General features: G+C 61.7%; 25 protein-coding genes. 7 read left to right on the top strand and 18 right to left on the bottom strand.

Annotation, left to right across the window (positions count from 1 at the left end):
• Window positions 1–34: 34 nt before the first annotated feature.
• Window positions 35–1,030: a D-cysteine desulfhydrase gene (locus tag BB029_RS24270; protein ID WP_065941087.1), complete on the bottom strand. Its 996-nt coding sequence runs from the start codon at window positions 1,028–1,030 to the stop codon at window positions 35–37.
• Between the two features lie 166 nt (window positions 1,031–1,196).
• Here BB029_RS24270 and epsC point away from each other — a divergent pair, with 166 nt between their 5' ends.
• Together epsC and betT are read left to right on the top strand one after the other, a co-directional pair.
• Window positions 1,197–2,123, top strand: coding sequence for a serine O-acetyltransferase EpsC (gene epsC / locus BB029_RS24275; protein WP_027607830.1), 927 nt, complete (start codon window positions 1,197–1,199; stop codon window positions 2,121–2,123).
• A gap of 392 nt (window positions 2,124–2,515) precedes the next feature.
• The gene (gene betT / locus BB029_RS24280; RefSeq protein WP_168166838.1) at window positions 2,516–4,477 is read left to right on the top strand and encodes a choline transporter BetT; all 1,962 of its coding nucleotides are present in this window, start codon (window positions 2,516–2,518) and stop codon (window positions 4,475–4,477) included.
• 3 nt (window positions 4,478–4,480) lie between these two features.
• Here betT and BB029_RS24285 read toward each other — a convergent pair whose 3' ends face one another.
• Genes BB029_RS24285 through BB029_RS24305 form a run of 5 tightly spaced genes read right to left on the bottom strand, consistent with a single transcriptional unit; the run spans window position 4,481 to window position 7,398 of the window.
• Window positions 4,481–4,729, bottom strand: coding sequence for a hypothetical protein (locus BB029_RS24285; protein WP_065941089.1), 249 nt, complete (start codon window positions 4,727–4,729; stop codon window positions 4,481–4,483).
• A 2-nt stretch (window positions 4,730–4,731) separates the two neighbouring features.
• Window positions 4,732–5,187 carry a DoxX family protein gene (locus BB029_RS24290; protein WP_065941090.1) on the bottom strand — a complete coding sequence of 152 codons (456 nt, stop codon included), beginning with the start codon at window positions 5,185–5,187 and terminating at the stop codon, window positions 4,732–4,734.
• A gap of 17 nt (window positions 5,188–5,204) precedes the next feature.
• On the bottom strand, window positions 5,205–6,101 hold the full coding sequence (locus BB029_RS24295; protein ID WP_065941091.1) for an SDR family oxidoreductase: 897 nt from the start codon (window positions 6,099–6,101) through the stop codon (window positions 5,205–5,207).
• Between the two features lie 25 nt (window positions 6,102–6,126).
• The gene (locus tag BB029_RS24300) at window positions 6,127–6,636 is read right to left on the bottom strand and encodes a DUF1097 domain-containing protein (protein ID WP_065941092.1); all 510 of its coding nucleotides are present in this window, start codon (window positions 6,634–6,636) and stop codon (window positions 6,127–6,129) included.
• A gap of 30 nt (window positions 6,637–6,666) precedes the next feature.
• Window positions 6,667–7,398 (bottom strand): SDR family oxidoreductase, encoded by a 732-nt coding sequence (locus BB029_RS24305; RefSeq protein ID WP_065941093.1) that lies wholly within the window; start codon window positions 7,396–7,398, stop codon window positions 6,667–6,669.
• Between the two features lie 121 nt (window positions 7,399–7,519).
• On the opposite strand from BB029_RS24305, the gene BB029_RS24310 reads away from it, so the two are divergent.
• The 3 genes from BB029_RS24310 to mgrA all read left to right on the top strand — a co-directional run bounded on the left by BB029_RS24310 (window position 7,520) and on the right by mgrA (window position 11,046).
• A complete protein-coding gene (locus BB029_RS24310) occupies window positions 7,520–8,410 on the top strand; it encodes a LysR family transcriptional regulator (protein ID WP_065941094.1) in 891 nt (296 codons plus the stop codon).
• A gap of 161 nt (window positions 8,411–8,571) precedes the next feature.
• Complete coding sequence (locus BB029_RS24315; protein ID WP_083236479.1) at window positions 8,572–9,900, top strand: OprD family outer membrane porin; 1,329 nt, start codon at window positions 8,572–8,574, stop codon at window positions 9,898–9,900.
• 108 nt (window positions 9,901–10,008) lie between these two features.
• Window positions 10,009–11,046 carry an L-glyceraldehyde 3-phosphate reductase gene (mgrA, locus tag BB029_RS24320; RefSeq protein WP_065941096.1) on the top strand — a complete coding sequence of 346 codons (1,038 nt, stop codon included), beginning with the start codon at window positions 10,009–10,011 and terminating at the stop codon, window positions 11,044–11,046.
• Between the two features lie 81 nt (window positions 11,047–11,127).
• On the opposite strand, the gene BB029_RS24325 is transcribed toward mgrA, so the two are convergent.
• The 9 genes from BB029_RS24325 to BB029_RS24365 all read right to left on the bottom strand — a co-directional run bounded on the left by BB029_RS24325 (window position 11,128) and on the right by BB029_RS24365 (window position 20,046).
• Entirely contained in the window at window positions 11,128–11,559 is a 432-nt protein-coding gene (locus BB029_RS24325; RefSeq protein WP_065941097.1) for a type II toxin-antitoxin system VapC family toxin, read from the bottom strand.
• Window positions 11,556–11,801 (bottom strand): plasmid stabilization protein, encoded by a 246-nt coding sequence (locus BB029_RS24330; protein ID WP_065941098.1) that lies wholly within the window; start codon window positions 11,799–11,801, stop codon window positions 11,556–11,558. The genes BB029_RS24325 and BB029_RS24330 overlap by 4 nt, the downstream gene beginning before the upstream one ends.
• 82 nt (window positions 11,802–11,883) lie before the next feature.
• Window positions 11,884–12,720: a taurine dioxygenase gene (tauD, locus tag BB029_RS24335; protein ID WP_065941099.1), complete on the bottom strand. Its 837-nt coding sequence runs from the start codon at window positions 12,718–12,720 to the stop codon at window positions 11,884–11,886.
• A gap of 11 nt (window positions 12,721–12,731) precedes the next feature.
• Window positions 12,732–13,568 (bottom strand): taurine ABC transporter permease TauC, encoded by an 837-nt coding sequence (gene tauC / locus BB029_RS24340; protein ID WP_065941100.1) that lies wholly within the window; start codon window positions 13,566–13,568, stop codon window positions 12,732–12,734.
• Entirely contained in the window at window positions 13,565–14,344 is a 780-nt protein-coding gene (tauB, locus tag BB029_RS24345; protein WP_065925820.1) for a taurine ABC transporter ATP-binding subunit, read from the bottom strand. The genes tauC and tauB overlap by 4 nt, the downstream gene beginning before the upstream one ends.
• 18 nt (window positions 14,345–14,362) lie before the next feature.
• Window positions 14,363–15,340 (bottom strand): taurine ABC transporter substrate-binding protein, encoded by a 978-nt coding sequence (tauA, locus tag BB029_RS24350; RefSeq protein WP_065941101.1) that lies wholly within the window; start codon window positions 15,338–15,340, stop codon window positions 14,363–14,365.
• Window positions 15,341–15,528: 188 nt separating this feature from the next.
• Window positions 15,529–17,112, bottom strand: coding sequence for a glutamate--cysteine ligase (gene gshA / locus BB029_RS24355; RefSeq protein ID WP_027605153.1), 1,584 nt, complete (start codon window positions 17,110–17,112; stop codon window positions 15,529–15,531).
• Window positions 17,113–17,326: 214 nt separating this feature from the next.
• Window positions 17,327–17,710 (bottom strand): PaaI family thioesterase, encoded by a 384-nt coding sequence (locus tag BB029_RS24360; protein WP_065925818.1) that lies wholly within the window; start codon window positions 17,708–17,710, stop codon window positions 17,327–17,329.
• A complete protein-coding gene (locus tag BB029_RS24365; protein ID WP_065941102.1) occupies window positions 17,710–20,046 on the bottom strand; it encodes a Tex family protein in 2,337 nt (778 codons plus the stop codon). The genes BB029_RS24360 and BB029_RS24365 overlap by 1 nt, the downstream gene beginning before the upstream one ends.
• 355 nt (window positions 20,047–20,401) lie before the next feature.
• Here BB029_RS24365 and ompR point away from each other — a divergent pair, with 355 nt between their 5' ends.
• Together ompR and BB029_RS24375 are read left to right on the top strand one after the other, a co-directional pair.
• Window positions 20,402–21,142 carry a two-component system response regulator OmpR gene (ompR, locus tag BB029_RS24370; protein ID WP_015373500.1) on the top strand — a complete coding sequence of 247 codons (741 nt, stop codon included), beginning with the start codon at window positions 20,402–20,404 and terminating at the stop codon, window positions 21,140–21,142.
• Window positions 21,143–21,258: 116 nt separating this feature from the next.
• A complete protein-coding gene (locus BB029_RS24375) occupies window positions 21,259–22,572 on the top strand; it encodes an ATP-binding protein (protein WP_065925816.1) in 1,314 nt (437 codons plus the stop codon).
• A 98-nt stretch (window positions 22,573–22,670) separates the two neighbouring features.
• On the opposite strand, the gene rimK is transcribed toward BB029_RS24375, so the two are convergent.
• The 3 genes from rimK to BB029_RS24390 are packed head-to-tail and all read right to left on the bottom strand — an operon-like array spanning window position 22,671 to window position 24,848.
• Window positions 22,671–23,576, bottom strand: coding sequence for a 30S ribosomal protein S6--L-glutamate ligase (gene rimK / locus BB029_RS24380; RefSeq protein WP_003171022.1), 906 nt, complete (start codon window positions 23,574–23,576; stop codon window positions 22,671–22,673).
• Window positions 23,573–24,022 carry an ATP-dependent zinc protease gene (locus tag BB029_RS24385; protein ID WP_169899741.1) on the bottom strand — a complete coding sequence of 150 codons (450 nt, stop codon included), beginning with the start codon at window positions 24,020–24,022 and terminating at the stop codon, window positions 23,573–23,575. Before BB029_RS24385 ends, rimK begins: the two co-directional genes overlap by 4 nt.
• 46 nt (window positions 24,023–24,068) lie before the next feature.
• Window positions 24,069–24,848: an EAL domain-containing protein gene (locus BB029_RS24390; RefSeq protein WP_065941103.1), complete on the bottom strand. Its 780-nt coding sequence runs from the start codon at window positions 24,846–24,848 to the stop codon at window positions 24,069–24,071.
• Window positions 24,849–24,955 lie beyond the last annotated feature (107 nt).

Below are 24,955 nucleotides of genomic sequence, written 5' to 3' on the forward strand. Positions count from 1 at the left end.
GGCAGGCCCCCTCCCACAAGTAGCCCGCGTTTATTCAGTTGAAAACCGAGTCATAGGCAAACAACGCCGGTGCTCCACCGGTATGCAGGAAAATAATCGGCCCGTCTTCAAAACGCTGACGCCCGATACCGTCCAGCAAGCCGGCCATGGCCTTGCCAGTGTAGACCGGGTCCAGCAGCAGGCCTTCCTGGCTCGCCAATAGCTTGACCGCCGACAGGGTGCCGGCGTTCGGTTCACCATAACGGGGGCCGAAATATTCGTCCCACAGGATCACCTTGAACGCGTCGGGGAGGTCCACGCCGAGCAACTCGGCCGTGCGTTCGGCCAGGCCCTGGACTTTCGGGAACTGCGCTTCTTCCGTGCGCGATACGGTGATGCCGATCACGGGCAACTGCGGCAGCACTTCACTCAAGGCCAGGGCCAGGCCGCTGTGGGTACCGGCGCTGCCGGAGGCCAGCACCACGGCGGCGAATTCGATACCGCTGTCTTCGATCTGTGCGGCCAGCTCCAGGCCGGCGCGCACGTACCCGAGGGCGCCGAGGGCATTGGAGCCGCCGATGGGCACCAGGTATGGCTTCTTGCCGTTGCTGCGCAGGCGATCGGCAAGGGCGTTGAGTTGGTCGTCGACGTTGTCGAGGTTTTCCACCAACTCTACCTTGGCGTCGAACAGCTCCAGCAGCAGGCGGTTGCCGTTGCCCAGGTAGTTGGGGTCTTCGGTGCCGGTGGGGTTTTCCAGCAGGGCGACGCAGCCCAGGCCGAGCCTGGCGGCGAGGGCGGCGGTCTGGCGTACGTGGTTGGACTGGATCGCGCCGGCGGTCACCAGGGTATCGGCGCCCTGGGCGATGGCATCGGCCGCCAGGTATTCGAGTTTGCGCAGCTTGTTGCCGCCCATGGCCAGCGGCGTGGTGTCGTCGCGCTTGACGTAGATGTCGCGTCCCAACCAGGTCGACAGCCGTTCGAGTTTTTCCAGGGCGGTGGCGCCGCCGAGCAGTTCCAGGCGGTTAAAACGGTCGAGCTGTTGCTTGATCATGGCTACGCACGGTGGCTAAGGGATGGAGCGACTATAGGCAGGCACTTTTCATCGGGCAACCGACAATCGCTTATGTCTGATGGTTCTTAGCATCACACCATTGGTTCTTAAGGGCGGCCAGGGTGGATACCGTAAAGTGATGGCCATTACGTCAGGAGTGAATACCGTGAGTGAGCGTTCCAGCCATTGGCAATTACAGACCATCGTCAGCCAACTGCGCAGCGCCCGTGACCAGTGGCGAACACGCAATGGCCGCTTGAGCGGCGAGCATGGCGGCCGCGAATTGCCGTCCCGTGAAGCCGTTGCCCAGATTCTCGAGTCCCTTTGCGGTGCGTTGTTTCCGATGCGCCTGGGGCCGGCGGACTTGCGTGAAGAAAGTGAAGATTTCTACGTCGGCCATACCCTCGATGTCGCACTGAATGCCTTGCTGGCCCAGGCGCGCCTGGAGTTGCGTTATGCCGCGCGCCAGGGCGGCGAGGATGACAGCCAGATCGACGCCCATGCCATCCGGCTGATCCAGGATTTCGCCCTGGCCTTGCCGTCCCTGCGCAGCCTGTTGGACACCGACGTACTCGCTGCCTACCACGGCGACCCGGCCGCACGCAGCGTGGATGAAGTGCTGCTGTGCTACCCGGGGATCCTCGCGGTGATTCACCACCGCCTGGCCCACCACCTGTACCGCGCCGGCTTGCCGCTGCTGGCACGGATCAGTGCGGAAATCGCCCACTCGGCCACCGGCATCGATATCCACCCCGGCGCGCAGATCGGCCCGAGTTTCTTCATCGACCACGGCACGGGCGTGGTGATCGGCGAAACCGCGATCATCGGCGAGCGGGTGCGCATCTATCAGGCCGTCACCTTGGGGGCCAAGCGCTTCCCGGCGGACGAAGATGGGCAACTGCAGAAGGGCCATGCGCGCCACCCGATTGTCGAGGATGATGTGGTGATCTATGCCGGGGCGACGATCCTCGGGCGCATCACCATCGGCAAGGGCTCGACCATTGGCGGCAATGTGTGGCTGACCCGCAGTGTGCCGGCGGGGGCGAATATTACGCAGGCGAATCTGCAGCATGATGATGGGGCGCAAAAATAGCGCCGGTCTTAAAAATCACACAAAACCCTGTGGGAGGGGGCTTGCTCCCGATAGCGGAGTGTCAGTCAAAAATGAATTGGCTGGACCACCGCCATCGGGGGCAAGCCCCCTCCCACATTTTGACGGCATTTCACACGGAGCCCGTATTTCAGTCAGCAGTCGCTGAACGATTTCCTTTGCTCACCCGTCATACCACTCAGCCCTGCGATTAGCCCCAAACCGCCTATTCATGTTTAACTTGAACGTTCGTTCAAGTTAAACCCGGTGGTTCGCTGCCCGCTCACAACAGGAGGCTTACCTTTGCTGAGTCCGTTTTATACAGCCACATCCCTCACCCTCGGGGTGCATCGTTCATGAGTGCATCGTCCACCCCATCCAGCGGCCTGGTGCGCATGAATGCGCCGGTCTTTTACTTTGCCGCCACCTTCATCTTGCTGTTCGGCATCACTGTCATCGCTATCCCGCAACAGGCCGGGGCCTGGTTGCTGGCGGCGCAAAACTGGGCGGCCAACACGGTCGGCTGGTACTACATGCTGGCGATGACCCTGTATCTGGTCTTCGTGGTGGTCACCGCGCTATCGGGCTACGGCAAGATAAAACTCGGTGCCGACCACGACGAGCCCGAATTCAGTTACCTGTCCTGGGCCGGCATGCTGTTCGCCGCCGGGATCAGCATCACGTTGTTCTTCTTCTGCGTGTCCGAGCCGCTGACGCACCTGGTGCAACCGCCCCAGGGCGAGGCCATGAATGCCGACGCCGCGCGCCAGGCCATGCAGGTGCTGTTCCTGCACTGGGGCCTGCACGGCTGGGGCGTGTTTGCGTTTGTTGGCATGGCGCTGGCGTATTTCGCCTACCGGCATAACCTGCCGCTGGCGTTGCGCTCGGCGTTGTACCCGCTGATCGGCAAGCGCATCAATGGCCCTATCGGCTATGCGGTGGATGGCTTCGGCATCATTGCCACGGTGTTCGGCCTGGGGGCCGACATGGGCTTTGGCGTGCTGCACCTCAATTCCGGCCTCGACTACTTGTTCGGCGTTGCCCACACCCAGTGGATCCAGGTCGGCCTGATCACCCTGATGATGGGCGCGGCGATTCTGGTCGCCGTGGCCGGCGTCGACAAGGGCGTGCGGGTGATGTCCGACATCAACATGCTGCTGGCCTGCGCGCTGCTGCTGTTCGTGTTGTTCGCCGGGCCGACCCAGCACTTGCTCAACACCCTGATCCAGAACATCGGTGACTACCTGGGCGCGTTGCCGACCAAGAGTTTCGATGTGTACGCCTACGACAAACCGAGCGACTGGCTGGGCGGCTGGACGGTGTTCTACTGGGCCTGGTGGATTGCATGGTCGCCATTCGTAGGCCTGTTTATCGCGCGCATTTCCCGTGGCCGGACCATCCGCGAATTCGTGTTCGGCGTGCTGCTGATCCCGCTGGGTTTCACCCTGGCGTGGATGTCGATCTTCGGCAACAGCGCCATCGACCAGGTGCTCAACCACGGCATGGCCGCCCTCGCTCAGTCGGCCATCGATGATCCGTCGATGAGCCTCTACCTGCTGCTGGAAACCTACCCGTGGAGCAAGACGGTTATCGCGGTCACGGTGTTTATCAGCTTCGTGTTCTTCGTAACTTCCGCTGACTCGGGCACCGTAGTGCTGTCCACCCTCTCGTCCAAAGGCGGCAACGCCGATGAAGATGGACCGAAATGGCTGCGGGTGTTCTGGGGCGCGATGACCGCGCTGGTCACCAGTGCCTTGCTGTTTGCCGGCAGTATTGATTCGCTGAAATCGGCGGTGGTGCTGACCTCGCTGCCGTTCTCGCTGATCCTGCTGCTGATGATGTGGGGGCTGCACAAGGCCTTCTACCTCGAGTCGCAAAAGCAGATTGCGCAGTTGCATTCGCTGGCGCCGGTGTCGGGCTCCCGCAAGGGCACCGGCGGTTGGCGCCAGCGTTTGAGCCAGGCCGTGCATTTCCCGTCGCGGGACGAGGTGTACCGCTTCCTTGAGACCACGGTGCGTCCGGCGATCGAAGAAGTGACGGCGGTGTTTGTCGAAAAAGGCCTCAATGTCCTCACCCAGCCCGACCCCTCCAACGACAGCGTCAGCCTGGAAATCGGTCACGGCGAAGAGCATCCGTTCGTGTACCAGGTGCAGATGCGCGGCTATTTCACGCCCTCATTTGCACGCGGCGGCATGGGGTCCAAGCAGCTCAACAATCGCCGCTACTACCGCGCGGAAGTGCACTTGAGCGAGGGCAGCCAGGACTACGACCTGGTGGGCTACACCAAGGAGCAGATCATCAACGACATCCTCGACCAGTACGAGCGCCACCTGCAGTTCCTGCACTTGGTGCGTTGAGGCTCAGGCCCTGAGGTACAGGGCCAGTGCTACCAAGGGCACGCCAAACACGCCACTGCCGATCACCAGCTCCGACACCAGGGGTTGGCCGGCAGTGACCACCCCCACGGCGCCATTGATCAGCGCCACCCCCAACCAGATCGCCACAAAGCTGTAGGCCAGAATGTTCCGGCTGACGCCAAGCTTCTGCCCGATCAACAGCATCAGGGCCAGCAGGATCAAGCCCGCGGTGATCACCAGGGTGGTGTGCATGTTCAGAGCTCCTTGCCCAGCGCGCTGTCCAGGGAATAGCGGCCTGCACCGCGAAACACCAGGTACAACGATAGCAGCGCCATCAGCATCGGGTACTCGATGCCTCGGTCGATCCACGGCCACGTCGGCCCCAGCAAGTAAGCAATGGTCAACATCTGCACGGTCAGCATGGCCGCGACCAGCCGTGTGCCCAGGCCGAGGATCAACAGCAATCCACCGACCGCTTCCAGCAAGGCCACCAGCAGGCCGATCAGCTCCGCCTGCGGCAAGTGCAGGCGGTTCTGGATCAGGTTGATGGAGGCCGCCATCGGGTCTGCCATCGACCCATGGGCGTTGCCCAGCAATTTGGGCAGCCCGTGGGTGATCATGATCACCCCAAAGCCTGCGCGCAGCAGCGTGTACGCCAGGGGTTCGGCGAAGCGGTAAAGCGGGGCGAGTGCGGGGATCAACAAGGTCATGGCGAGCCTCCGTGTTTTCAGTGGTTGACCGGCTTGAGCAGGTCCTGCAGACCGACTTTCCAGAACAACTCGGCACGTACCCGGTCGGCCACACCGTTGACGATTTCGCAGCCGTCTTCGGACGGGTCGATATGCCGACGCAAAGGGCGTGTGCCGAAGGGCAAGTCGACGATCTCGACGATGGCCTGGGCGACTTCAGCCACATCAGCATCCGCGGGCTCCAGCGCCGCCAGGCCGTGCAGGGCAGCTTGCGCCACACCGGCATAAGGGCCGTCTTCATACTCACTCACCCGCGCCTGGTCGGCGGGCTTGCCGGAGTGGACGAAGTGGTTGGTGCCCTTGGTGAATGCGCCGGGCACGATGATCGAGGTCTCGATGCCCCAGCGGGTCAGCTCACTGGCGTAGGACACCGCCAAGGAGTCCATCGCCGCCTTGGCCGCGAAGTACGGCGCCAGAAACGGCGGTGTTCCACCACGAGCGCTGCTGGACGACACCCACATCACCAGGCCTTTGCCCTGCTTGCGCAAATACGGCAGTGCGGCGCGGTTGACCCGCTGGGTGCTCAATACGTTGATGTCATACAGCTGGGCGAATTGCTCCGGCGTGAAGGCTTCGGCCGGGCCGAACGACATGTGTCCGGCGTTGTGGATGATCACATCCAGGCGTCCGCAGTCCGCGACAATCCTGGCAACGCCGGCCTCTACTGAATCGCTGTCGGTCACGTCCAACTCGGCACTGCGCAAGTCCACCTGATGCGCGCGGGCATAGCGCTGCACTTCGGCCACCTGCGGCGCATTGCGCCCCAGGGTTTCGCGCATGCTGGCGTAGACCGTATGGCCGGCGTCGGCCAAGGCGCGGGCGGTGAGCGCGCCAAAACCGCTGGACGCACCGGTAATCAGGATGATCGATTTCATGGGGGTGACCTCGTCGGAAGTGGGCTTAGGCGTGGCGGTGGAAACGTTGCTGCACGGCGTGGGAGAACCAGCCGGCGAAGGCCCCGAGGCTGCTGGCACCGCCCAGTTCGGTGAAGGTTTCCAGCGATGGCTCGAGGTGCGAGGCGAAGTAGGTGATCAGGCCGAGAAAGTAGCTGACGAGGTTGTTCATCACCGGTACGGCCCTCAGGGAAACCACGACCATGGCCACGACAAACACGACGGCAGGTAATGCCCATACGCCGAGAATCGGAGCCAAGGCAGCGATGCTCCTGGCCGCCAACATGCCGAACACAATCCCAAGCAATACGCAGCCGAGGTTGGCCAGGCCATCGCGCAGGGTCAGGCCGCGACTGAAGAAGGCGACCCAGCCGACAAACATCGCCCAGACGGGCAAGGTCAGCATCCCGCTGGTACCTGCCGCCACGGCGGCAGTGGTCGCCGCGATGGCTGTTATCAGGTTGAACATCCACTTGGATTGGCTGCGAGTGTGGTTAGTACGGTCGAGTGAGTTCATGAGCACGACTCCCTATTTTTGGTGGGTGGTTTAAACGAGCCCGCCGTTGGCGCGCAGGATTTGCCCATTGATCCAGCCACCGGCCGGGCTCACCAGAAACGCCACCACGCGGGCGATGTCTTCCGGTTGTCCAAGGCGTTCCAGCGGCGGCATCTTGGCCATGCCCTGGATCTGCTCTTTGCTCTTGCCGTGCTGGAACAACTCGGTGGCGACCGGGCCTGGCGCCACGGCGTTGACGGTAATGCGCCGCCCGCGCATCTCTTTGGCAAACACCTGGGTCAGGGACTCCACTGCCGCCTTGCTGGCGATGTACACCGCGTAGCCGGGGAAGTTGAGGCCGACGGTGCTGCTGGAAAAATTGACGACGCGCCCGCCGTCGTTCAAGCGGGTGGCGGCTTCACGCAGGGCGTTGAACGTGCCACGGGTGTGGATATCGAAGTTCTGGTCGTAGAGTTCGTCGCTGTGCTGGGCCAGGGGCAGCGTCTTGAGGATGCCGGCGTTGTTGATCAGCACATCGACCTTGCCCAATTGCGCCTCGGTTTCGTCGAACAGGCGCTTGATGTCGGCGGGTTTGGCGACGTCACCTTGGATCGCTATGGCCTGATGGCCCGCCTGACGCAGTTCCACCACCAGCTTCGACGCCTCGGCGGCGCTGCTGGCGTAGTTGATGGCCACGGCGTAACCGTCGGCGGCGAGTTGTTTGGCGATGACGGCACCAATACCACGGGAAGCGCCGGTGATGATTGCCACTTGAGTCGTCATGATCTGGGTTCCTTGAACGGGGGTCTGGAAGCAGATTCACATGTTTACCCTGGGCGATAAATGCGCCAGAGTTGCCTTGACTGTTCAATAATCGCCAACAATAAGGGTGTAGGAGTACAGCGTGGATCAAGTCAAAGCCATGAAGGTCTTTGTGCGTATTTACGAGCGTTCCAGCTTCACGCTGGCGGCTGATGACTTGAACCTGCCCCGTGCGACCCTGACTCACACCCTCAATCAATTTGAAGCCTGGTTGGGTACGCGCCTGCTGGAACGCAGCACTCGGCGTGTGCGCCCGACCCTGGATGGCGAGGCGTACTACCAACGCTGCGTGCAGCTACTCGCGGAGCTGGAAGAAGCCGAGTTGGCGTTCCGCAGCGTGGCGCCCAAGGGGCGTTTGCGCGTGGACCTGCACGGCACGCTGGCCAAGTATTTTGTGGTGCCGGCGCTGCCGCAATTCATGGTGCGATACCCGGATATCGAGCTGTCCATCAGTGAGGCGGACCGCTTTGTCGACCTGATCGCCGAGGGTGTGGATTGCGTATTGCGTGCGGGCACCCTGGGGGATTCCGCGTTGATTGGTCGGCGCGTCGCCAACCTGCGCCAGGTGACGTGCGCGAGCCCTGCCTACCTGCGCAAATACGGCGAACCCAAGAGCCTGGCCGAGTTAGGTAAACACCGCGCGGTGAACTACGTTTCACGCACCACGGCCAAGCTGTTTCCGTTCGAGTTTATGGTCGATGGCGAGTTGCAGGAAGTGAGTATCGACGGTGCGCTGTCGGTGTTCGGCGCGGAGATTTACTCCGCCAGTGCGGTGGCGGGGTTGGGGATTATCCAATGCCCGCATTACCGCATGGCCGATCTGATCGAGCAGGGCGTGATGCGCGAAATTCTGCAGGAAACACCGCCGCCCTTGATGCCGGTGTCGGTGCTTTATCCACAGAACCGACACATGTCGCCGAGGGTGCGTGTGTTCGTCGACTGGCTCGCGGAAATCTTCGAAAACGCCCGCTAACCCGCGTAGTTAAAGGCTTTCATAAATTTAATTTCATCCGTCTGCATCGGGTTTTGACGCGCAACTGTCATCTGGTCACTGCGTAATTGTGTGAAGCGTTTGACGCTTTCATTTCAGAACAGTGACGGAGACCGGTAACAATGAAGACGTTGATAAGCCCTATGGTGGGTGCCGCCATGGCGAGCTTTATGCTGTCCGCCCACGCCGATTTTATCGATGACAGCCACGCCGACGTGACCCTGCTCAACCGCTATCTCAACCAGCAGGGACGGGACGTGGTGAACAGCAACGCCAAGGCCCACAGCATTCGGGATTGGGGCCAGGGTTTCGAGTTCAATTTCAAGTCCGGCTACACCGAAGGGCCGGTGGGCTTCGGCCTCGATCTGCAGGCGTTCTATGGGTTGAAACTGGATTCCGGCGGCGACCTCAACGACAAGGATCACCAGGGCCGCTATCCCGGCAGCATGTTCCCGCTGGACAACGGCAAATCCGCCGATCAGTTCGGCGTGCTCAGCCCGACGTTCAAGATGCACTTTGCCAAGGATGAGTTGCGCGTCGGTACGCTGTACGGCAACAACCCGGTGCTGGCCAACACCGACGGGCGCCTGTACCAGCAGACCAATACCGGTGTGCAACTGGTGTCCAAGGACCTCAGCGACTTCACCTTCACCGGCGGCGATATCTTCAAGACCAAGATCCGCAACGAAACCGGCGACCAGGGCATGATCACCGCGGGCGGGACCAAAGAGAGCGACCGCTTCCTGTTCGGTGGTGCGGATTACACCGGCATACAGAACACCACTGTCAGCCTGTGGTACTCCAACCTGGAGGATTACTACCAGCAGTTCTTCCTCGGCGCCAAGCGCCATGACGCCTTGTCGGTCGGTGCGATCGATACCGACGTGCGCGTGTTCCGCAGCCTGGGTGTGGGCGGCAACGCCGACGGTGACAAGGACTTTGCCGCAGCGGGCCTGTATGGCGATGGCGTGAACAAGGGCCGCATCAACCAGTCCACCGTCAGCCTGCTGGAAAGCTACAGCCTGGACGGTCATACCGTCGGCCTGGGCATCCAGAAAAACAGCGGCGACAGCGACTTCCCGTACCTCGACTCCGGCCTTAACAGCGGTGACGCGCGCCAAGGCCCAGGCTCGGGTGCCGACACCCCGGCGCTGACCAACATGCAGCTGAACAAATTCCAGCATGCCGGCGAACGCACCTGGCTGGCGCAGTACAAATATGATTTCGGCAAACTCGGCCTCAACGGCCTGACCTTCTCCGCCGCCTACGCCCACGGCGATGACATCCGCACCGTCCAGGGCACCACCAGTGAATGGGAGCGAAACGTGGCGGTGGCGTATCAAGTGCCGACCGGTACCCTCAAAGGCCTTGGCGTGACCTGGAAAAATGCCCACGCCAGTCCGGACATTACCGGTGCCACCGTGCAGGATGAAAACCGCTTCTATGTCAGCTATGTCGTTCCACTCTGGTAGGAAATTGCTGTAAAACGGAAGGGCAGACTTAAGCGATTCAGCTGGTTAAAAGGCCTGGGAATATCGTTATTCCCAGGCCTTATTTGCCTACGTCCAAGAGAGGATTCGATGACTTACATTGCTGCCGAAAACCGCTATGAATCTATCCCGTATCGCCGCGTAGGCCGCAGTGGACTGGTGCTGCCGGCACTGTCCCTGGGGCTGTGGCACAACTTTGGCGACAGCACCCCGATCGACACCCAGCGCGCCCTGCTGCGCACCGCGTTCGACCTGGGCATCAACCACTTCGATCTGGCCAACAACTACGGCCCACCCTACGGCAGCGCCGAGATCAACTTCGGTCGTTTGCTGCGCGAAGACTTCAAGCACTACCGCGACGAATTGATCATCTCCAGCAAGGCCGGCTGGGACATGTGGCCGGGGCCTTACGGCCAGGGCGGCGGCTCGCGCAAATACGTGCTGGCCAGCCTGGACCAGAGCCTGCAACGCCTGGGCGTCGACTACGTGGATATTTTCTACTCCCACCGTTTTGATGCCGACACGCCCCTGGAAGAAACCGCCAGCGCCCTCGCCACCGCCGTGCAACAGGGCAAGGCGTTGTACATCGGTATCTCGTCTTACTCCGGGGTGAAAACCCGCGAAATCGCTGCGCTGCTCAAAGAGTGGAAAGTCCCGCTGCTGATCCACCAACCAGCCTACAACCTGCTCAACCGCTGGGTGGAAAAAGACCTGCTGGACACCACCGAAGAACTCGGCGCCGGAGTGATTGCCTTCACGCCGCTGGCCCAGGGTTTGCTCACCGACAAGTACCTCAATGGCGTGCCGGCCGACGCCCGGGTCAACCGCCCGGGTGGTGGTTCGTTGCAGGCCAAGCACCTGTCTGAAACCAACATCGCCCACGTGCGTGCGTTGAATGAAATCGCCCAGCGCCGCGGCCAGAGCCTGGCGCAATTGGCGCTGGCCTGGACGTTGCGCGACCCACGGGTGACCAGCGCGTTGATTGGCGCGAGCCGGCCGGAGCAGATCATCGAGAACGTCGGCGCGTTGAAGAACTTGAGCTTCAGTGCGGAGGAACTGGCGGAGATCGATCGGTTTGCGCAGGAAGGTGGGATTAACCTGTGGGAAAAGCCATCCAACGCGGAATAACCTGATAGCACCGGGTCAATGTGGGAGGGGCAAATCCCTGCCACATTTGATTTCTGCGATGGCCGCTATCTCAGCACAGGGTTAACCAGCCATTGCCGCTGTCCAGGGATTGATGACATCCACCTCGGTGCCCTCAAAGTCCTTGACGTTCCTTGTTGCGAGTTTTGCCTGCTGGGCACGACAGATTGCGGCTATCTGAGCGTCAGCGAGTCCAATGGGCTTTCCAGACTGTTCGCGAGCGGTCACCAGCTTTGAGTAGTGGACGGCTGCGTAGGCATCGAACGCAAGGATGCGATCGGCGAAGTCGTCTTGAAACATGGCTACTGCATGAGTGTGCAGGCTGTGCTTACGCTTCCCCTCGGGCAGCCGCTCAATGCCATGAAGAATCTCCGCCATGGTCATTGAACTGGTGAACAGCTCTTCGGCGGCATGGCTGTCAATCCAATCAAGCACCGCTGATGCAGGCTCGGGTCGCATCAATTCAGAGAGGACATTGGTGTCGAGTAGGATCATTCATCGAACTCCACCGTCCTGATGGGCGCATTACGCTCCGGCACGTCTGCATCCAGCCCTCCTGCCTGTGCAAAGCGTGCGTGAATCCTGCTGCCCAACCCCCGCCCCTTGCCGACGCTCATGAGTGATTTGCGCAGAATAAGACGCGCCTCTTCTTCCATGGAATGCCCATTGTGGGCTGCTTCAATGCGCAGAAGCTCTTTGATGCTGTCATCTAAATTACGGATGGTAAGGCTTGCCATGTGAATGCCCTCATGCAATCAATGAAATCATTGCTAGCATAACGGCTTGCTTTCGAGTGCGGCGAGTCCGCTCATCAGATCGTCAGAACGGCACATCCCCAAGAATCGTCGCCCGATGCATCACCCGCCGTTGCGGCCGGTAGTCATCCACCGCGTAATGTTGGGTCACGCGGTTATCCCAGAACGCCACGTCGTTCTCCTGCCAGCGCCAGCGGAGGGTGAATTCCGGGCGTGTCGCGTGGGCGAACAGCAGCTTGAGGATCGCCTCGCTTTCCGCCGGTTCCAGTTCATTGATCCTGGTGGTAAACCCATCACTGACAAACAGCGACTTACGCCCGCTCACCGGATGCGTGCGCACGACCGGGTGCGACAGCGGTGGGTTTTTCCTGCGGGTTTCTTCCCAGCGCGACAGGTCTTCGGCACTGTTGCCAAAGCGTTCCAGCGGGAAGGATTTGGTGAAGTCGTGGGTAGCCGTCAGCCCATCGAGCAACCGCTTCAACGGCTCGGACAGCGCCTCGTACGCCGCGATGCCACTGGCCCACAGCGTATCGCCGCCGTACGCCGGCAGCAGCTTGGCACTCAGCACCGCACCGAGGGCCGGGGTGGGCAGGAAGGTCACATCGGTGTGCCACACGGCGTTGTCGCGCACGTCGGTGACGGCGGTGTCGAGGACCAGCACTTCGGGCTGTTCCGGCACGTTGGGGTAGATCGGATGGATGTGCAGGTCGCCGAAGTTCGCCGCGAACCGCGCCTGTTGCGGCGGGGTGATCGGCTGGCCACGGAAGAACAGCACCGAATGGCTGAGCAACGCCTGTTCGATGGCATCGCGATGTTCGGTGCTCAGCGGCCGGGTAATATCCACGCCACTGATCTGGGCGCCCAGGGCGGTGCTCAAGGGGGTAACGGTCAGGCTGCTCATGCTGTTCTCACTCAATGTGCCTGGCCATGCCAAGGCACTAACTTACGCTGCAGGGCGCGCAGGCCCATTTCCATGGCGAAGGCGATCAGGGCGATCACCAGGATCCCCAGCACCACCACATCGGTCACGAGGAACTGCGCCGCCGACTGCACCATGAAACCCAGGCCGCTGGTGGCCGCGATCAGTTCGGCGGCGACCAGGGTCGACCAGCCCACACCCAGGCCGATGCGCACCCCGGTGAGGATGTCGGGCAGGGCGCTCGGCAGGATCACATGGCGAATCAGCTGCGCACGGGTGGCGCCCAGCGACTGCGCCGCCCGCAGCTTGGCCGGGTCGACGGTGCGTACGCCGGTCGCGGTGGCGATGGCGATCGGCGCAAAGATCGCCAGGTAAATCAGCAGCACCTTGGACAGCTCGCCGATACCGCACCAGATCACGATCAACGGCAGGTAAGCCAGGGGCGGAATCGGCCGGTAGAACTCGATCAGCGGGTCGAGAATGCCGCGGGCGATGCGGTTGGCGCCGATGGCAATGCCTACCGGCACGGCGGTCAGCACCGCGAAGCCCAGGCCCAGGCCGATCCGGCTGAGGCTCGCGCCCAGGTGCTGCCACAAGGTGGAATCCATATAGCCCGTGGTCGCCAGCAGCCAGCCTTTTTGCAGCACGGCGGAGGGCGGTGGCAGGAACAACGGTTCGATCAGGCCGGTGGCGGTGACAGCCCACCAGAGGGCCAGCAAGGCGACCAGGGTCAACAGGCTGATCCAGCGTGTACTCAGGCTACGACGCACAGGAATGACCGCGTGCGCCACCGGCTTGGCAGTGGTGGCGGGGAGTTCGTAGCTGCTCATGCGGACACCTGCCGTTGCGAGAACACTTTGCCCAGCACGTGTTCGCGGGTTTCGATAAAGCGCGGGTCGGACTTGATCGCCCGCGCCGACTCACCGGCGGCGTAGCGCTGGCCGAAGTCCAGGTGCAGGCGTTCGACGATCTGGCCCGGGTTGGGCGCCAGCAGGATCAGGTCGGTGGCGAGGAACACCGCTTCTTCGATGTCGTGGGTAATCAGGAACACCGGCTTGGCCGTGCGCCGCCAGACTTGCAGCAACAGTTCCTGCATCTGCTCTCGGGTGAAGGCATCGAGGGCGCCGAAGGGTTCGTCCATCAGCAGCACGCGCGGGTCGGCGGCCAGGGCGCGGGCCAGGCCGACGCGTTGCTTCTGGCCGCCGGAGAGTTGCCAGATGCGGCGATTGTCGAAGCCGGCGAGGTCCACCAGCGCGAGCATTTCCCGGGCGCGCACTTCGCGCTGCGCCTTGGGCATGCCGGCCAGTTCCAGGCCGAAACCGACATTGGCCAACACGTCCTGCCAGGGCAGCAGCGCGTCGTCCTGGAACACCACGCCACGTTCGGCGCTGGGGCCTTTGACCGGTACGCCATCGAGGGTGATGCGCCCGGCGGACGGTTCGACAAAGCCGGCAATGAGGTTCAACAGCGAAGTCTTGCCACTGCCGGACGGGCCGAGGGCCACCAGCAATTGCTGGGGTCCCAGGTCGAGTGAAATGTCGGACAGTACCGGTTCTGTGGCGCCTGGGTACTGTGCGCTGATGCGCTCCAGTTGTAGCAAGGCCATCGCGATGAACTCCTTGAATCAGTTAGTGATGAACTTGGCGCTGACGTAAGGGGCGTAGTCCGGCAGCACGGCGTCGACCTTGCCTTGTTCCTTGAGGAACGCAGCGGTATCGGTCACGGCCTTGGTGGTCGGTGCGCCCAGCAGGGTCACCTGGTCAGCGGCCAGCGGGTAGACGTTGCCTTGCAGCAGCAGCGGGATGTCGCTGGCCTTGGCGCCGGAGAGTTTCACCAGTTTGTCGACGTTGCCTGTGTCGGCGAGCCAGGCTTGTGGGTCTTTGCGGTAGGCGGCGTAGGCATCCAGGGTGACTTTGGCGAAGGCGGTGACGATTTCCGGGTGCTTCTCGGCAAAATCCTTACGCACGATCCACGCATCGAAGGTCGGCGCGCCGAACTTGGCCAGCTCGCCGGAGGTGATCAGCACCTTGCCGTTTTCCTTGGCCACGCCCAGGGCCGGGTCCCATACGTAGGTAGCGTCGATGTCACCGCGCTTCCAGGCCGCGATGATCGCCGGCGGTGCGAGGTTGAGGATGGTCACTTTCGATGGGTCGATGTTCCAGTGCTTCAGCGCGGCCAACAGGCTGTAGTGGCCGGTGGAAACGAAGGGCACGGCGACTTTCTTGCCGATCAGGTCCTGGGGACCGTTGATCCCGGAACCGTTGCGCGCCACCAGGGCTTCGGCACCGCCGATCTGGGTGGCAACCAGGAAGGTTTCCACCGGCACCTTGCGGGTGATCGCAGCGGTCAGCGGGCTGGAACCGAGGTAGCCGATCTGCACGTCGCCGGAGGCGATGGCGGCGATGATGTCGGCGCCATTGTCGAATTTGCGCCAGTCGATCTTGGCGTTAGTGGCTTTTTCGTACGCGCCGTCGGCCTGGGCAACTTTGGCCGGGTCTACGGTGGTCTGGTAAGCGATGGTCACATCCGCCGCCTGGGCAAACAGGCTGGCACCGGCCAGGGACAACGCGGCCAGGAGGCGCAGAGGGGTTAACAGTTTCAAGGGGAAGCTCCTCAATCAGGCGGCCGAGGGTCGGCGTGTGAGGAGACTAAATGATCTAAGAATCCGAAAATAAATAACATTTTCGAATTAGCTTATGGGCGAAAGGTTGAAGCGAATCTTGAGCGTGATGAGGGCAAATGTGGGAGGGGGCAAGCCCCTCTCACATTTTGAGCCGGGTTCGGCTTGAGTTAGTTGCTGATGGCCAGAATGCTCGCCTGGTACGAGCCGACAAACACATCAAAGTCGCCCACTTCGTTCTGCTCCAGCTCCGCCTGCTGCGCCAGCGACGTGCGCGCCAGCTCTTCAAAGCGTGCCTGCTCTTCTGCGGGCAACGGCTCGCGGCGGAAGTACTCGGCGTGCACCTCGCTCTGATGCAGGGAGAACTGCGCGAAACTCTCTTTGCGCTCGGCCATCGCCGCCAATACCTGCGCCGAAGGGGTCAGGGACGGGTCCTTGACCTTGGCCAGCTGGGCGTCCAGCGCCTGGCTGTGTTCGGTGATGCCGTGGCTTTCATCCAGCAGCGCAGCCAACGGGGCAATCTTCTCCAGCAGCTCGGTGGCCCATTCCTTCATGTCCACAGCCTGGCCCTTGCGCTGCAATTGCAGGCCCGGGCGCCGGCCTTCCTTGACCACGCTGAGGAAGTTGGACGTGGCGTTGCCGCACTCGTTGTCGGCGAACAGCGGGCTGTCGTTCAGCGCGCAGTACAGCAGGAATGCGTCGAGGAAACGCGACTCCGGCAGGTCGATGCCCATCGGCAGGAACGGGTTGATGTCCAGGCAGCGCACTTCGATGTACTGGATGCCACGGGCCATCAGCGCCTGGATCGGCCGCTCGCCGGTGTAGGTCACGCGCTTGGGGCGGATGTTGGAGTAGTACTCGTTTTCGATCTGCAGGATGTTGGTGTTGAGCTGTACCCACTCACCGTCCTTGTGGGTGCCGACTTCGACATAGGGCGCGTAGGGCGTTGCCACTGCTTCGCGCAGGCTGTCGGTGTAGCTGGCCAGGTCGTTGTAGCATGGCGTCAGGCCGGCCTGGGCGTTGCTCTGGTAACCCAGGTCGCTCATGCGCAGGCTGGTGGCGTACGGCAGGTACAGGGTGTCGGCGTCGAGCACTTCCAATTGGTGCGAGCGACCACGCAGGAAACCCGCATCCAGGGCCGGCGATGCGCCGAACAGGTACATCAGCAGCCAGCTGTAGCGGCGGAAGTTGCGGATCAGCGCGATATAGGCCGTGGACTGATAGTCGCGGTCGGTGCCGACGAAGCCTTCAGTCTCCTTGAGCAGCGGCCACAGCTGTTCCGGCAGGGAAAAGTTGTAGTGGATGCCCGCGATGCACTGCATGGTCTTGCCGTAACGCAGGGCCAGGCCCTTGCGGTACACGTACTTGAGCTGTCCGATATTGGAAGTGCCGTAGTAGGCGATCGGGATGTCTTCCTCGGCCGGCAACGGGCACGGCATCGAGGGGCTCCACAGGTATTCACTGCCGAGCTTGGTGTAGGCAAAGCGATGGATCTTGTCCAGGCTGCTCAAGGTATCGGCCGGGTTGGGCAGGGCCGGAGTGATGAACTCCAGCAGCGATTCCGAGTAGTCGGTGGTGATCTGTTCATGGGTCAACGCGGCGCCCAGGGCTTCGGGGTGCGGCGTTTGCGCCAGGCGACCCTCACCGGTGACACGTAGGCATTCACGCTCGATGCCGTGCAAGCACTGCTCTAGCAGGGAGAGGTGTTCGCGCTTGCCGAGCAGGGCCAGGCGGCGGTTGAGAAGTTCGCTCAAGTTGGATTCCTTCACGCGTCAGTCGCCCCAATATGGGGGTGGGCAGGACGGTCTACAAGGGTGAAGTTAAAACTGGCGTGATCGCCTGGTTTTGAGTCGATTTGACCCGCGTTAAAAAAGCCTACTTCACTCCATGAATTGGGCTATAGCGCAGCAAGAAAATTCCGACGCTGTTATCGCAGCGCCGAAATTAACTCAAATCGGGGGCGGGGAGCTATAGGACAGCGAACGTGCCCTGTGCTTTTGCGACAAGTCTTTCGTCCTGATACACATCGGCCTCGACCACCAGCGTGCGCCGGCCGGCGTGAATCACGCGGCTGGTGCACAGCACATCGCCGTCTTCCACGGCGCGGATGTAGTTGATCTTGCATTCGATGGTCGCGCTCTGCTGGTCAAACCCATGGGCGCTGGAACAGGCCAGCCCCATGGTGATGTCCACCAGACTGAAAATCGCCCCGCCATGGAGCTTGCCCGCGCGGTTGCGCAGGTGCGGCTCCAGGGTCAGGGCCACCTCGGCAACGCCTTCCTCGAGGCGTTGCAGGCGGCAGCCGATCAGTTCGCTGAACGCGCTCTGGGTCAAGCCGGCGGGGATTTCCATCAGCGTTTCTTCAACTGCTTGGCGTTGGCGAACAGCGAGGCCATGGCGTTGTTGCTTGGCGCCGCGGTGGCGGTTTCCTTGCGCGGTTGACTGTTTTCAGAGCGGTTCTGTGACTGGCGCGGTGCCGAGCCAGGACGTGCACCACGGGCGCCGTCGATTTTTTCGCCGGGGGTGTCGCCCATGCGCATCGACAGGCCAACGCGTTTACGCGGGATGTCGACTTCCATGACCTTGACCTTGACCACATCACCGGCTTTCACCGCTTCGCGCGGATCCTTGATGAACTTCTCCGAAAGCGCAGAAATGTGTACCAAACCGTCCTGATGCACGCCGATATCGACAAACGCGCCGAAGTTGGTCACGTTGGTGACCACGCCTTCGAGGATCATGCCCAGTTGCAGGTCCTTGAGGTCTTCGACGCCGTCCTGGAACTCGGCGGTCTTGAACTCGGGACGCGGGTCGCGGCCAGGTTTTTCCAGCTCTTGCAGGATGTCGGTGATGGTCGGCACGCCGAAGGTTTCGTCGGTGTACTTCTTTGGATCCAGGCGCTTGAGGAACGCGGCGTCGCCGATCAGTGAGCGGATATCGCGGTCGGTCTCGGCGGCGATACGTTGCACCAATGGATAGGCTTCCGGGTGAACGGCGGACGAGTCCAGCGGGTTGTCGCCGTTCATCACGCGTAGGAAGCCGGCGGCTTGCTCGAAGGTTTTTTCACCCAGGCGCGCGACTTTTTTCAGCGCAGCACGGGTTTTGAAGGCGCCGTTTTCGTCGCGGTGAGTGACGATGTTCTGCGCCAGGGTGGCATTGAGGCCGGAGATACGCGCCAGCAACGCTACCGAGGCCGTGTTCACGTCCACGCCCACGGCGTTTACGCAGTCTTCGACTACCGCATCCAGGCCGCGTGCCAGTTTCAGCTGCGACACATCGTGCTGGTACTGGCCGACACCGATGGATTTAGGATCGATTTTCACCAGTTCTGCCAGCGGATCCTGCAGGCGACGGGCAATGGACACCGCTCCACGGATCGACACGTCGAGGTCCGGGAATTCCTTGGAGGCCAGTTCCGACGCCGAGTACACCGAAGCACCGGCTTCGGAGACCATCACCTTGGTCATCTTCATGGCCGGGTATTTCTTGATCAGCTCGGCGGCCAGCTTGTCGGTTTCACGGCTGGCAGTGCCGTTGCCGATGGCGATCAGGTCCACCGAATGTTTGGCGCACAGGGCGGCCAGGATGGCGAGGGTCTGGTCCCACTTGTTGTGCGGCACGTGTGGGTACACGGTGGCGTGGTCCAGCAGCTTGCCGGTGGCATCGACCACGGCGACCTTGCAGCCGGTGCGCAGGCCCGGGTCGAGGCCCAGGGTGGCGCGCGGGCCGGCCGGGGCGGCCAGCAGCAGGTCGTGCAGGTTGTGGGCGAATACGTTGATCGCCTCGGTTTCGGCGCCGTCGCGCAATTCGCCGAGCAGATCGGTTTCCAGGTGGGTGTAGAGCTTGACCTTCCAGGTCCAGCGCACGACTTCACCGAGCCACTTGTCCGCAGGACGATTCTGATTCTGGATGCCGAATTGTTGGCCGATCATGCCTTCGCACGGGTGCATGGTGCCCGGCAGTTCGTCGCCGACTTTCAGCGCGGAGCTGAGAATGCCTTCGTTGCGGCCACGGAAAATGGCCAGCGCACGGTGGGACGGCATACTTTTCAGCGGTTCGTCGTGTTCGAAGTAATCGCGGAACTTGGCACCTTCTTCCTCTTTGCCGGCGATGACGCGGGCGCTGAGGGTGGCTTCCTGTTTCAGGTAGTTGCGCAGTTTTTCCAGCAGGTTGGCGTCTTCGGCGAAGCGCTCCATCAGGATGTACTTGGCGCCTTCGAGGGCGGCCTTGACGTCGGCAACGCCTTTCTCTGCATTGACGAAGCGCGCGGCTTCGGTCTCCGGGGTCAGCGACGGTTCGTTGAACAGACCGTCGGCCAGCTCTCCCAGGCCGGCTTCCAGGGCGATCTGGCCCTTGGTGCGGCGTTTCTGTTTGTATGGCAGGTAAAGGTCTTCGAGGCGGGTCTTGGTGTCGGCGAGCTTGATGTCGCGTTCCAGCTGCGGGGTCAGCTTGCCCTGTTCCTCGATGCTGGCGAGGATGCTGATACGCCGTTCGTCGAGTTCTCGCAGGTAGCGCAGGCGTTCTTCCAGGTGCCGCAGCTGGATGTCGTCGAGGCTGCCGGTCACTTCTTTCCGGTAACGGGCGATGAAGGGAACCGTGGAGCCTTCATCCAGTAGAGCGACGGCCGCTTCGACCTGTTGTGGGCGTACGCCGAGTTCTTCGGCGATGCGGCTGTTGATGCTGTCCATAAAACCACCTGAAATTCTGAAAAGCAGCCCGCAGGCCCGGAAAACAAGGCCTTGCGCGGCTGGTTGAGCGGCCCGACCGGCGCCGCTACCTGGGTCAATAGGCAGCCTATTGACCCTCGAAATCGAAAAAATCACGACAAGCGGGTGAAAAAAACCGGCATTAAACGGCAACGATCTGACGTTGCCCTGCACGAAGGCGCCGCATTATAACCAGCGTTCTGCTCTTGGGGGGTACTGCGCCAGTGGTTGGAAGGCGCGGGTTCGCTGGCAGTAGAGGAAAAATCTGCTAACAATGCACACGGTGCGTATAACGGCAGCTACGCCATAATGCGCGCCGAGATAAGAGGAGCATCCAATGAGCAGCACTGCACAAACTGCTGAAGGCGAAAAAATTCTCATCGTTGATGACGATCCGGGGCTGAGCAGCCTGCTGGAGCGTTTCTTCAACTCCAAGGGCTATCGTGCCCGCGCGGTGCCGAACACCGAGCAGATGGACCGTCTCCTGGGGCGTGAAGTATTCAACCTGGTCGTACTCGACCTGATGCTGCCCGGCGAAGACGGCCTCACCGCCTGCAAGCGCCTGCGCGGCGCGAACAACCAGATTCCAATCATCATGCTGACCGCCAAGGGCGATGAGCTGAGCCGCATCAAGGGCCTCGAGCTGGGCGCCGATGACTACCTGGCCAAACCCTTCAACCCAGACGAGTTGATGGCGCGGGTCAAAGCCGTGTTGCGTCGTCAGGCACCGCCGGTACCGGGCGCGCCGGGCAGCGAAGACGAAAGCGTTACCTTTGGCGACTACGAACTGTCGCTGGCAACCCGCGAGCTCAAGCGTGGCGACGAAGTGCACATGCTCACCACCGGTGAGTTCGCCGTGCTCAAGGCCCTGGTGATGAACGCGCGTCAGCCGCTGACCCGCGACAAACTAATGAACCTGGCACGCGGTCGCGAATGGGACGCCCTGGAGCGCTCCATCGACGTGCAGATTTCCCGTCTGCGCCGGATGATCGAGCCGGACCCGTCCAAACCTCGGTATATCCAGACGGTATGGGGTGTGGGCTATGTGTTTGTGCCGGATGGCACCGCAACCAAGTGACCGATGATTTGCAGGGCGGGCATCCTGGCGCTTGACTCCATGAGGGTCGACGGGATGCCCGGCGTCTGCAATTCTGCGAGCGCCGCTCGTTCCTGCAAGGTGTCCAGCTGTCTTCTATGAAAACCCCTCTGTGGTTCCCGCAAAGTTTCTTCTCCCGCACCCTTTGGCTGGTGCTGATCGTCGTGCTGTTTTCCAAGGCGCTGACACTGGTTTATCTGCTGATGAACGAAGACGTGCTGGTGGACCGGCAGTACAGCCACGGTGTCGCCTTGACGCTGCGTGGTTACTGGGCCGTAGACCCTGAGAACCGCGAAAAGGTAGCCAAGGCCTCGACGTTGACCCGCGTTGACGGGGCTGGTGTACCCGAGGGTGAGCAGCATTGGCCCTACAGCGAGATCTACCAGCGCCAGATGCAGGCCGAACTGGGCGAGGACACCGAGGTGCGCTTGCGCATGCATGTTTCACCTGCGCTGTGGGTAAGGGCGCCGAGCCTTGGCGATGCCTGGATCAAGGTTCCGCTGTATCCGCATCCTTTGCGGGGGCAGAAGATCTGGAACGTGTTGGGCTGGTTCCTGGCCATCGGCTTGCTTTCCACAGCGTCCGCGTGGATTTTCGTTCGCCAGCTTAACCAACCGCTTAAGCGCCTGGTGTTTGCCGCCCGCCAATTGGGCCAGGGGCGCAGCGTGCGCCTGCCGGTCAGCGATACGCCCAGTGAAATGACCGAGGTGTATGGTGCCTTCAACCAGATGGCGGAGGATGTCGAACAGGCCGGGCGCGAGCGCGAGCTGATGCTGGCGGGGGTGTCCCATGACTTGCGCACACCCTTGACGCGATTGCGCCTGTCCCTGGAGCTGATGGGCAACCATAGCGACCTCACCGACGACATGGTTCGCGACATCGAAGACATGGACGCGATTCTCGACCAGTTCCTGGCGTTTATCCGCGATGGTCGTGACGAGGTGGTGGAGGAGGTCGATCTCACGGACCTGGTGCGTGAGGTTGTCGCGCCCTACAACCAGAATGGCGAGCAAGTGCGCATGCGCCTTGAACCGATCCAGCCGTTTGCGTTGCGTCGGGTGTCGATGAAGCGCCTGCTGAACAACCTGATCGGCAACGCGTTGCACCACGCCGGTTCGGATGTTGAAGTGGCTGCGTATGTGTCTGGCGACAGTGCTGCGCCGTACGTGGTGCTGAGTGTGATGGACCGGGGAGCGGGCATCGATCCGGACGAACTGGAGGGTATCTTCAACCCCTTCACCCGTGGCGACCGTGCCCGGGGTGGCAAGGGGACCGGCTTGGGGCTGGCGATCGTGCGGCGGATTGCGTCGATGCACGGCGGCAATGTCGAGTTGCGTAACCGCGAAGGCGGTGGCCTTGAGGCGCGGGTACGTTTGCCGCTTGGGCTTATGCTGCCAAGGGATGCGGTCTAGAAACAGCTGCAAGTTTCAAGCTATAAGCCGCAAGAGAAAGGCAGACAGCTTTTGCCCTTTCTCTTGCAACTTATAACTTGAAGCTGACAGCCGCGTCTCTAGCCCTTGCCCTTGGTCCTGGTCATATTCGGCCCACCATTTTTCTCCAGATGCTGGATGATGATCCCCGCCACATCCTTCCCAGTGGTGGTCTCTATCCCTTCCAGGCCCGGCGACGAGTTCACCTCCATCACCAGTGGCCCATGGTTGGAGCGCAGGATATCCACACCCGCCACTGCCAGCCCCATGACCTTGGCCGCTCGCAACGCGGTCATGCGTTCTTCCGGGGTGATCTTGATCAGGCTGGCGCTGCCGCCGCGGTGCAGGTTGGAGCGGAACTCTCCGGGCTTGGCCTGGCGCTTCATGGCCGCGATCACCTTGTCGCCCACCACGAAGCAGCGGATATCCGCGCCACCGGCTTCCTTGATGTACTCCTGGACCATGATGTTCTGCTTGAGGCCCATGAACGCCTCGATCACGGATTCCGCTGCAGTCGCGGTTTCACACAGCACTACACCTATGCCCTGGGTGCCTTCCAGCACCTTGATCACCAGCGGCGCGCCGTTGACCATTTCGATCAGGTCGGGAATGTCGTCGGGGGAGTGGGCAAAGCCGGTGACCGGCAGGCCGATGCCCCGCCGCGAGAGCAGTTGCAACGAGCGTAATTTGTCCCGCGAGCGTGCAATGGCCACGGATTCATTGAGGGGGAAGACCCCCATCATTTCGAACTGGCGCAACACGGCGCAGCCATAGAACGTCACCGAGGCGCCAATCCGCGGGATCACCGCATCAAACCCCTCCAGCGGTTTGCCGCGGTAATGGATCTGCGGCTTGTGGCTGGCAATGTTCATATAGGCACGCAACGTGTCGATCACCACCATTTCATGGCCACGTTCGGTGCCGGCCTCGACCAGGCGGCGGGTGGAATACAGACGCGGGTTTCGCGACAGCACAGCAATCTTCATGCAGCACCTGGGGCAGAAATAGTAGAGACCGGGAACACCGGCTTGTCTTGAACGTACTTGACGCCGGGATTGACCACCAGGTGGCCGTCAATCAGCGCCTTGGAGCCCAGCAACAGGCGGTAACGCATGGCTTTGCGGCAGGCCAGGGTGAACTCCACCCGCCATACCCGATCACCCAGTGCCAGGGTGGTGCTGATCACGTAGCGCACCTGCGCATGGCCATTGGAGCTCTTGATGGTTTTCATCGTCACCAGGGGCGCTTCGCAGCGGCGGTGACGCAGTTGCACAACGCTGCCCAGGTGCGCGGTAAAGCGCACCCACTTCTCACCGTCGCGCTCAAAAGGCTCGATGTCGGTGGCATGCAGGCTGGAGGTGCTGGCACCGGTGTCGATCTTGGCACGCAGGCCTGCCACTCCCAAGTCGGGAAGTGCCACCCACTCACGCAGACCTACAACGGTCAAATGGTCAAATGTCTTCAATATGGGTAACCGGTCAATTCGCCCAGGCCTGAGGAGAAACCTCGGCCAGGGCTTTGAATGCAGGCCTGGCGAACCAGTAGCCTTGCATCAGAAATATTCCGCAGTCAGACAGAAAGTCGCGCTCGCCGGCACTTTCGATGCCTTCGGCGATGACAGTAACGTTCAACTGCTCACAGATTGTGACAATCCCCTGGACGATCACCTGGCGGACACGATCCTGGTCGACATCGCGGATCAGCGCCATGTCGAGTTTGATCAAGTCAGGTTGGAAATCGGCCAGCAGATTCAGCCCCGAATAGCCCGCGCCGAAGTCGTCGATGGCGGTCTTGAAGCCGAACTCGCGGTATTCACGCAGAATATTCGTCAAATGGCGATAGTTATCTACATGCTCGCTTTCCAGTGTTTCGAAAATCAGTTGGTTCAGCGGGAAGTTGTGCGCGCGAGCCGCCTCGAGGGTGCTGCGGATGCACAGCTCCGGACGGTACACAGCGTTGGGCATGAAGTTGATGGAAAGGTGGGTTTGCATCCCCAGGGCCGCAGCACCGGCGATCGCCTGGGTACGGCAGCGCTGGTCGAAGCGGTAGCGGTTGCTTTCGTCGACCTGGTCCAGCACCGACAATGCCCCTTCGCCCTGTGTACCGCGCACCAAGGCTTCGTGGGCGAAAATCGAATGGTCCCGAAGGTCTACGATAGGCTGGTAGGCGAAAGCAAACTCGAAACCCAGGGGTTCGCTTTGCTGGCAGCCTGCGCAACGCTGTTCAGGCGAGGTGAGTGAAGTGGGAAAGTCGGTCACGGCGTATCCTCGCGAAAACAGGGTGCTACCTGGCGTATCTTAGGTGAGCCTTGAGGTTTATGCGTCGAAGGGTTTCAACGTTACAGTTGCGACATTTGTCAGAGCGA

The sequence above is a fragment of the Pseudomonas sp. S3E12 genome (assembly GCF_001702295.1).
GTDB classification, from domain to species: domain Bacteria; phylum Pseudomonadota; class Gammaproteobacteria; order Pseudomonadales; family Pseudomonadaceae; genus Aquipseudomonas; species Aquipseudomonas marginalis.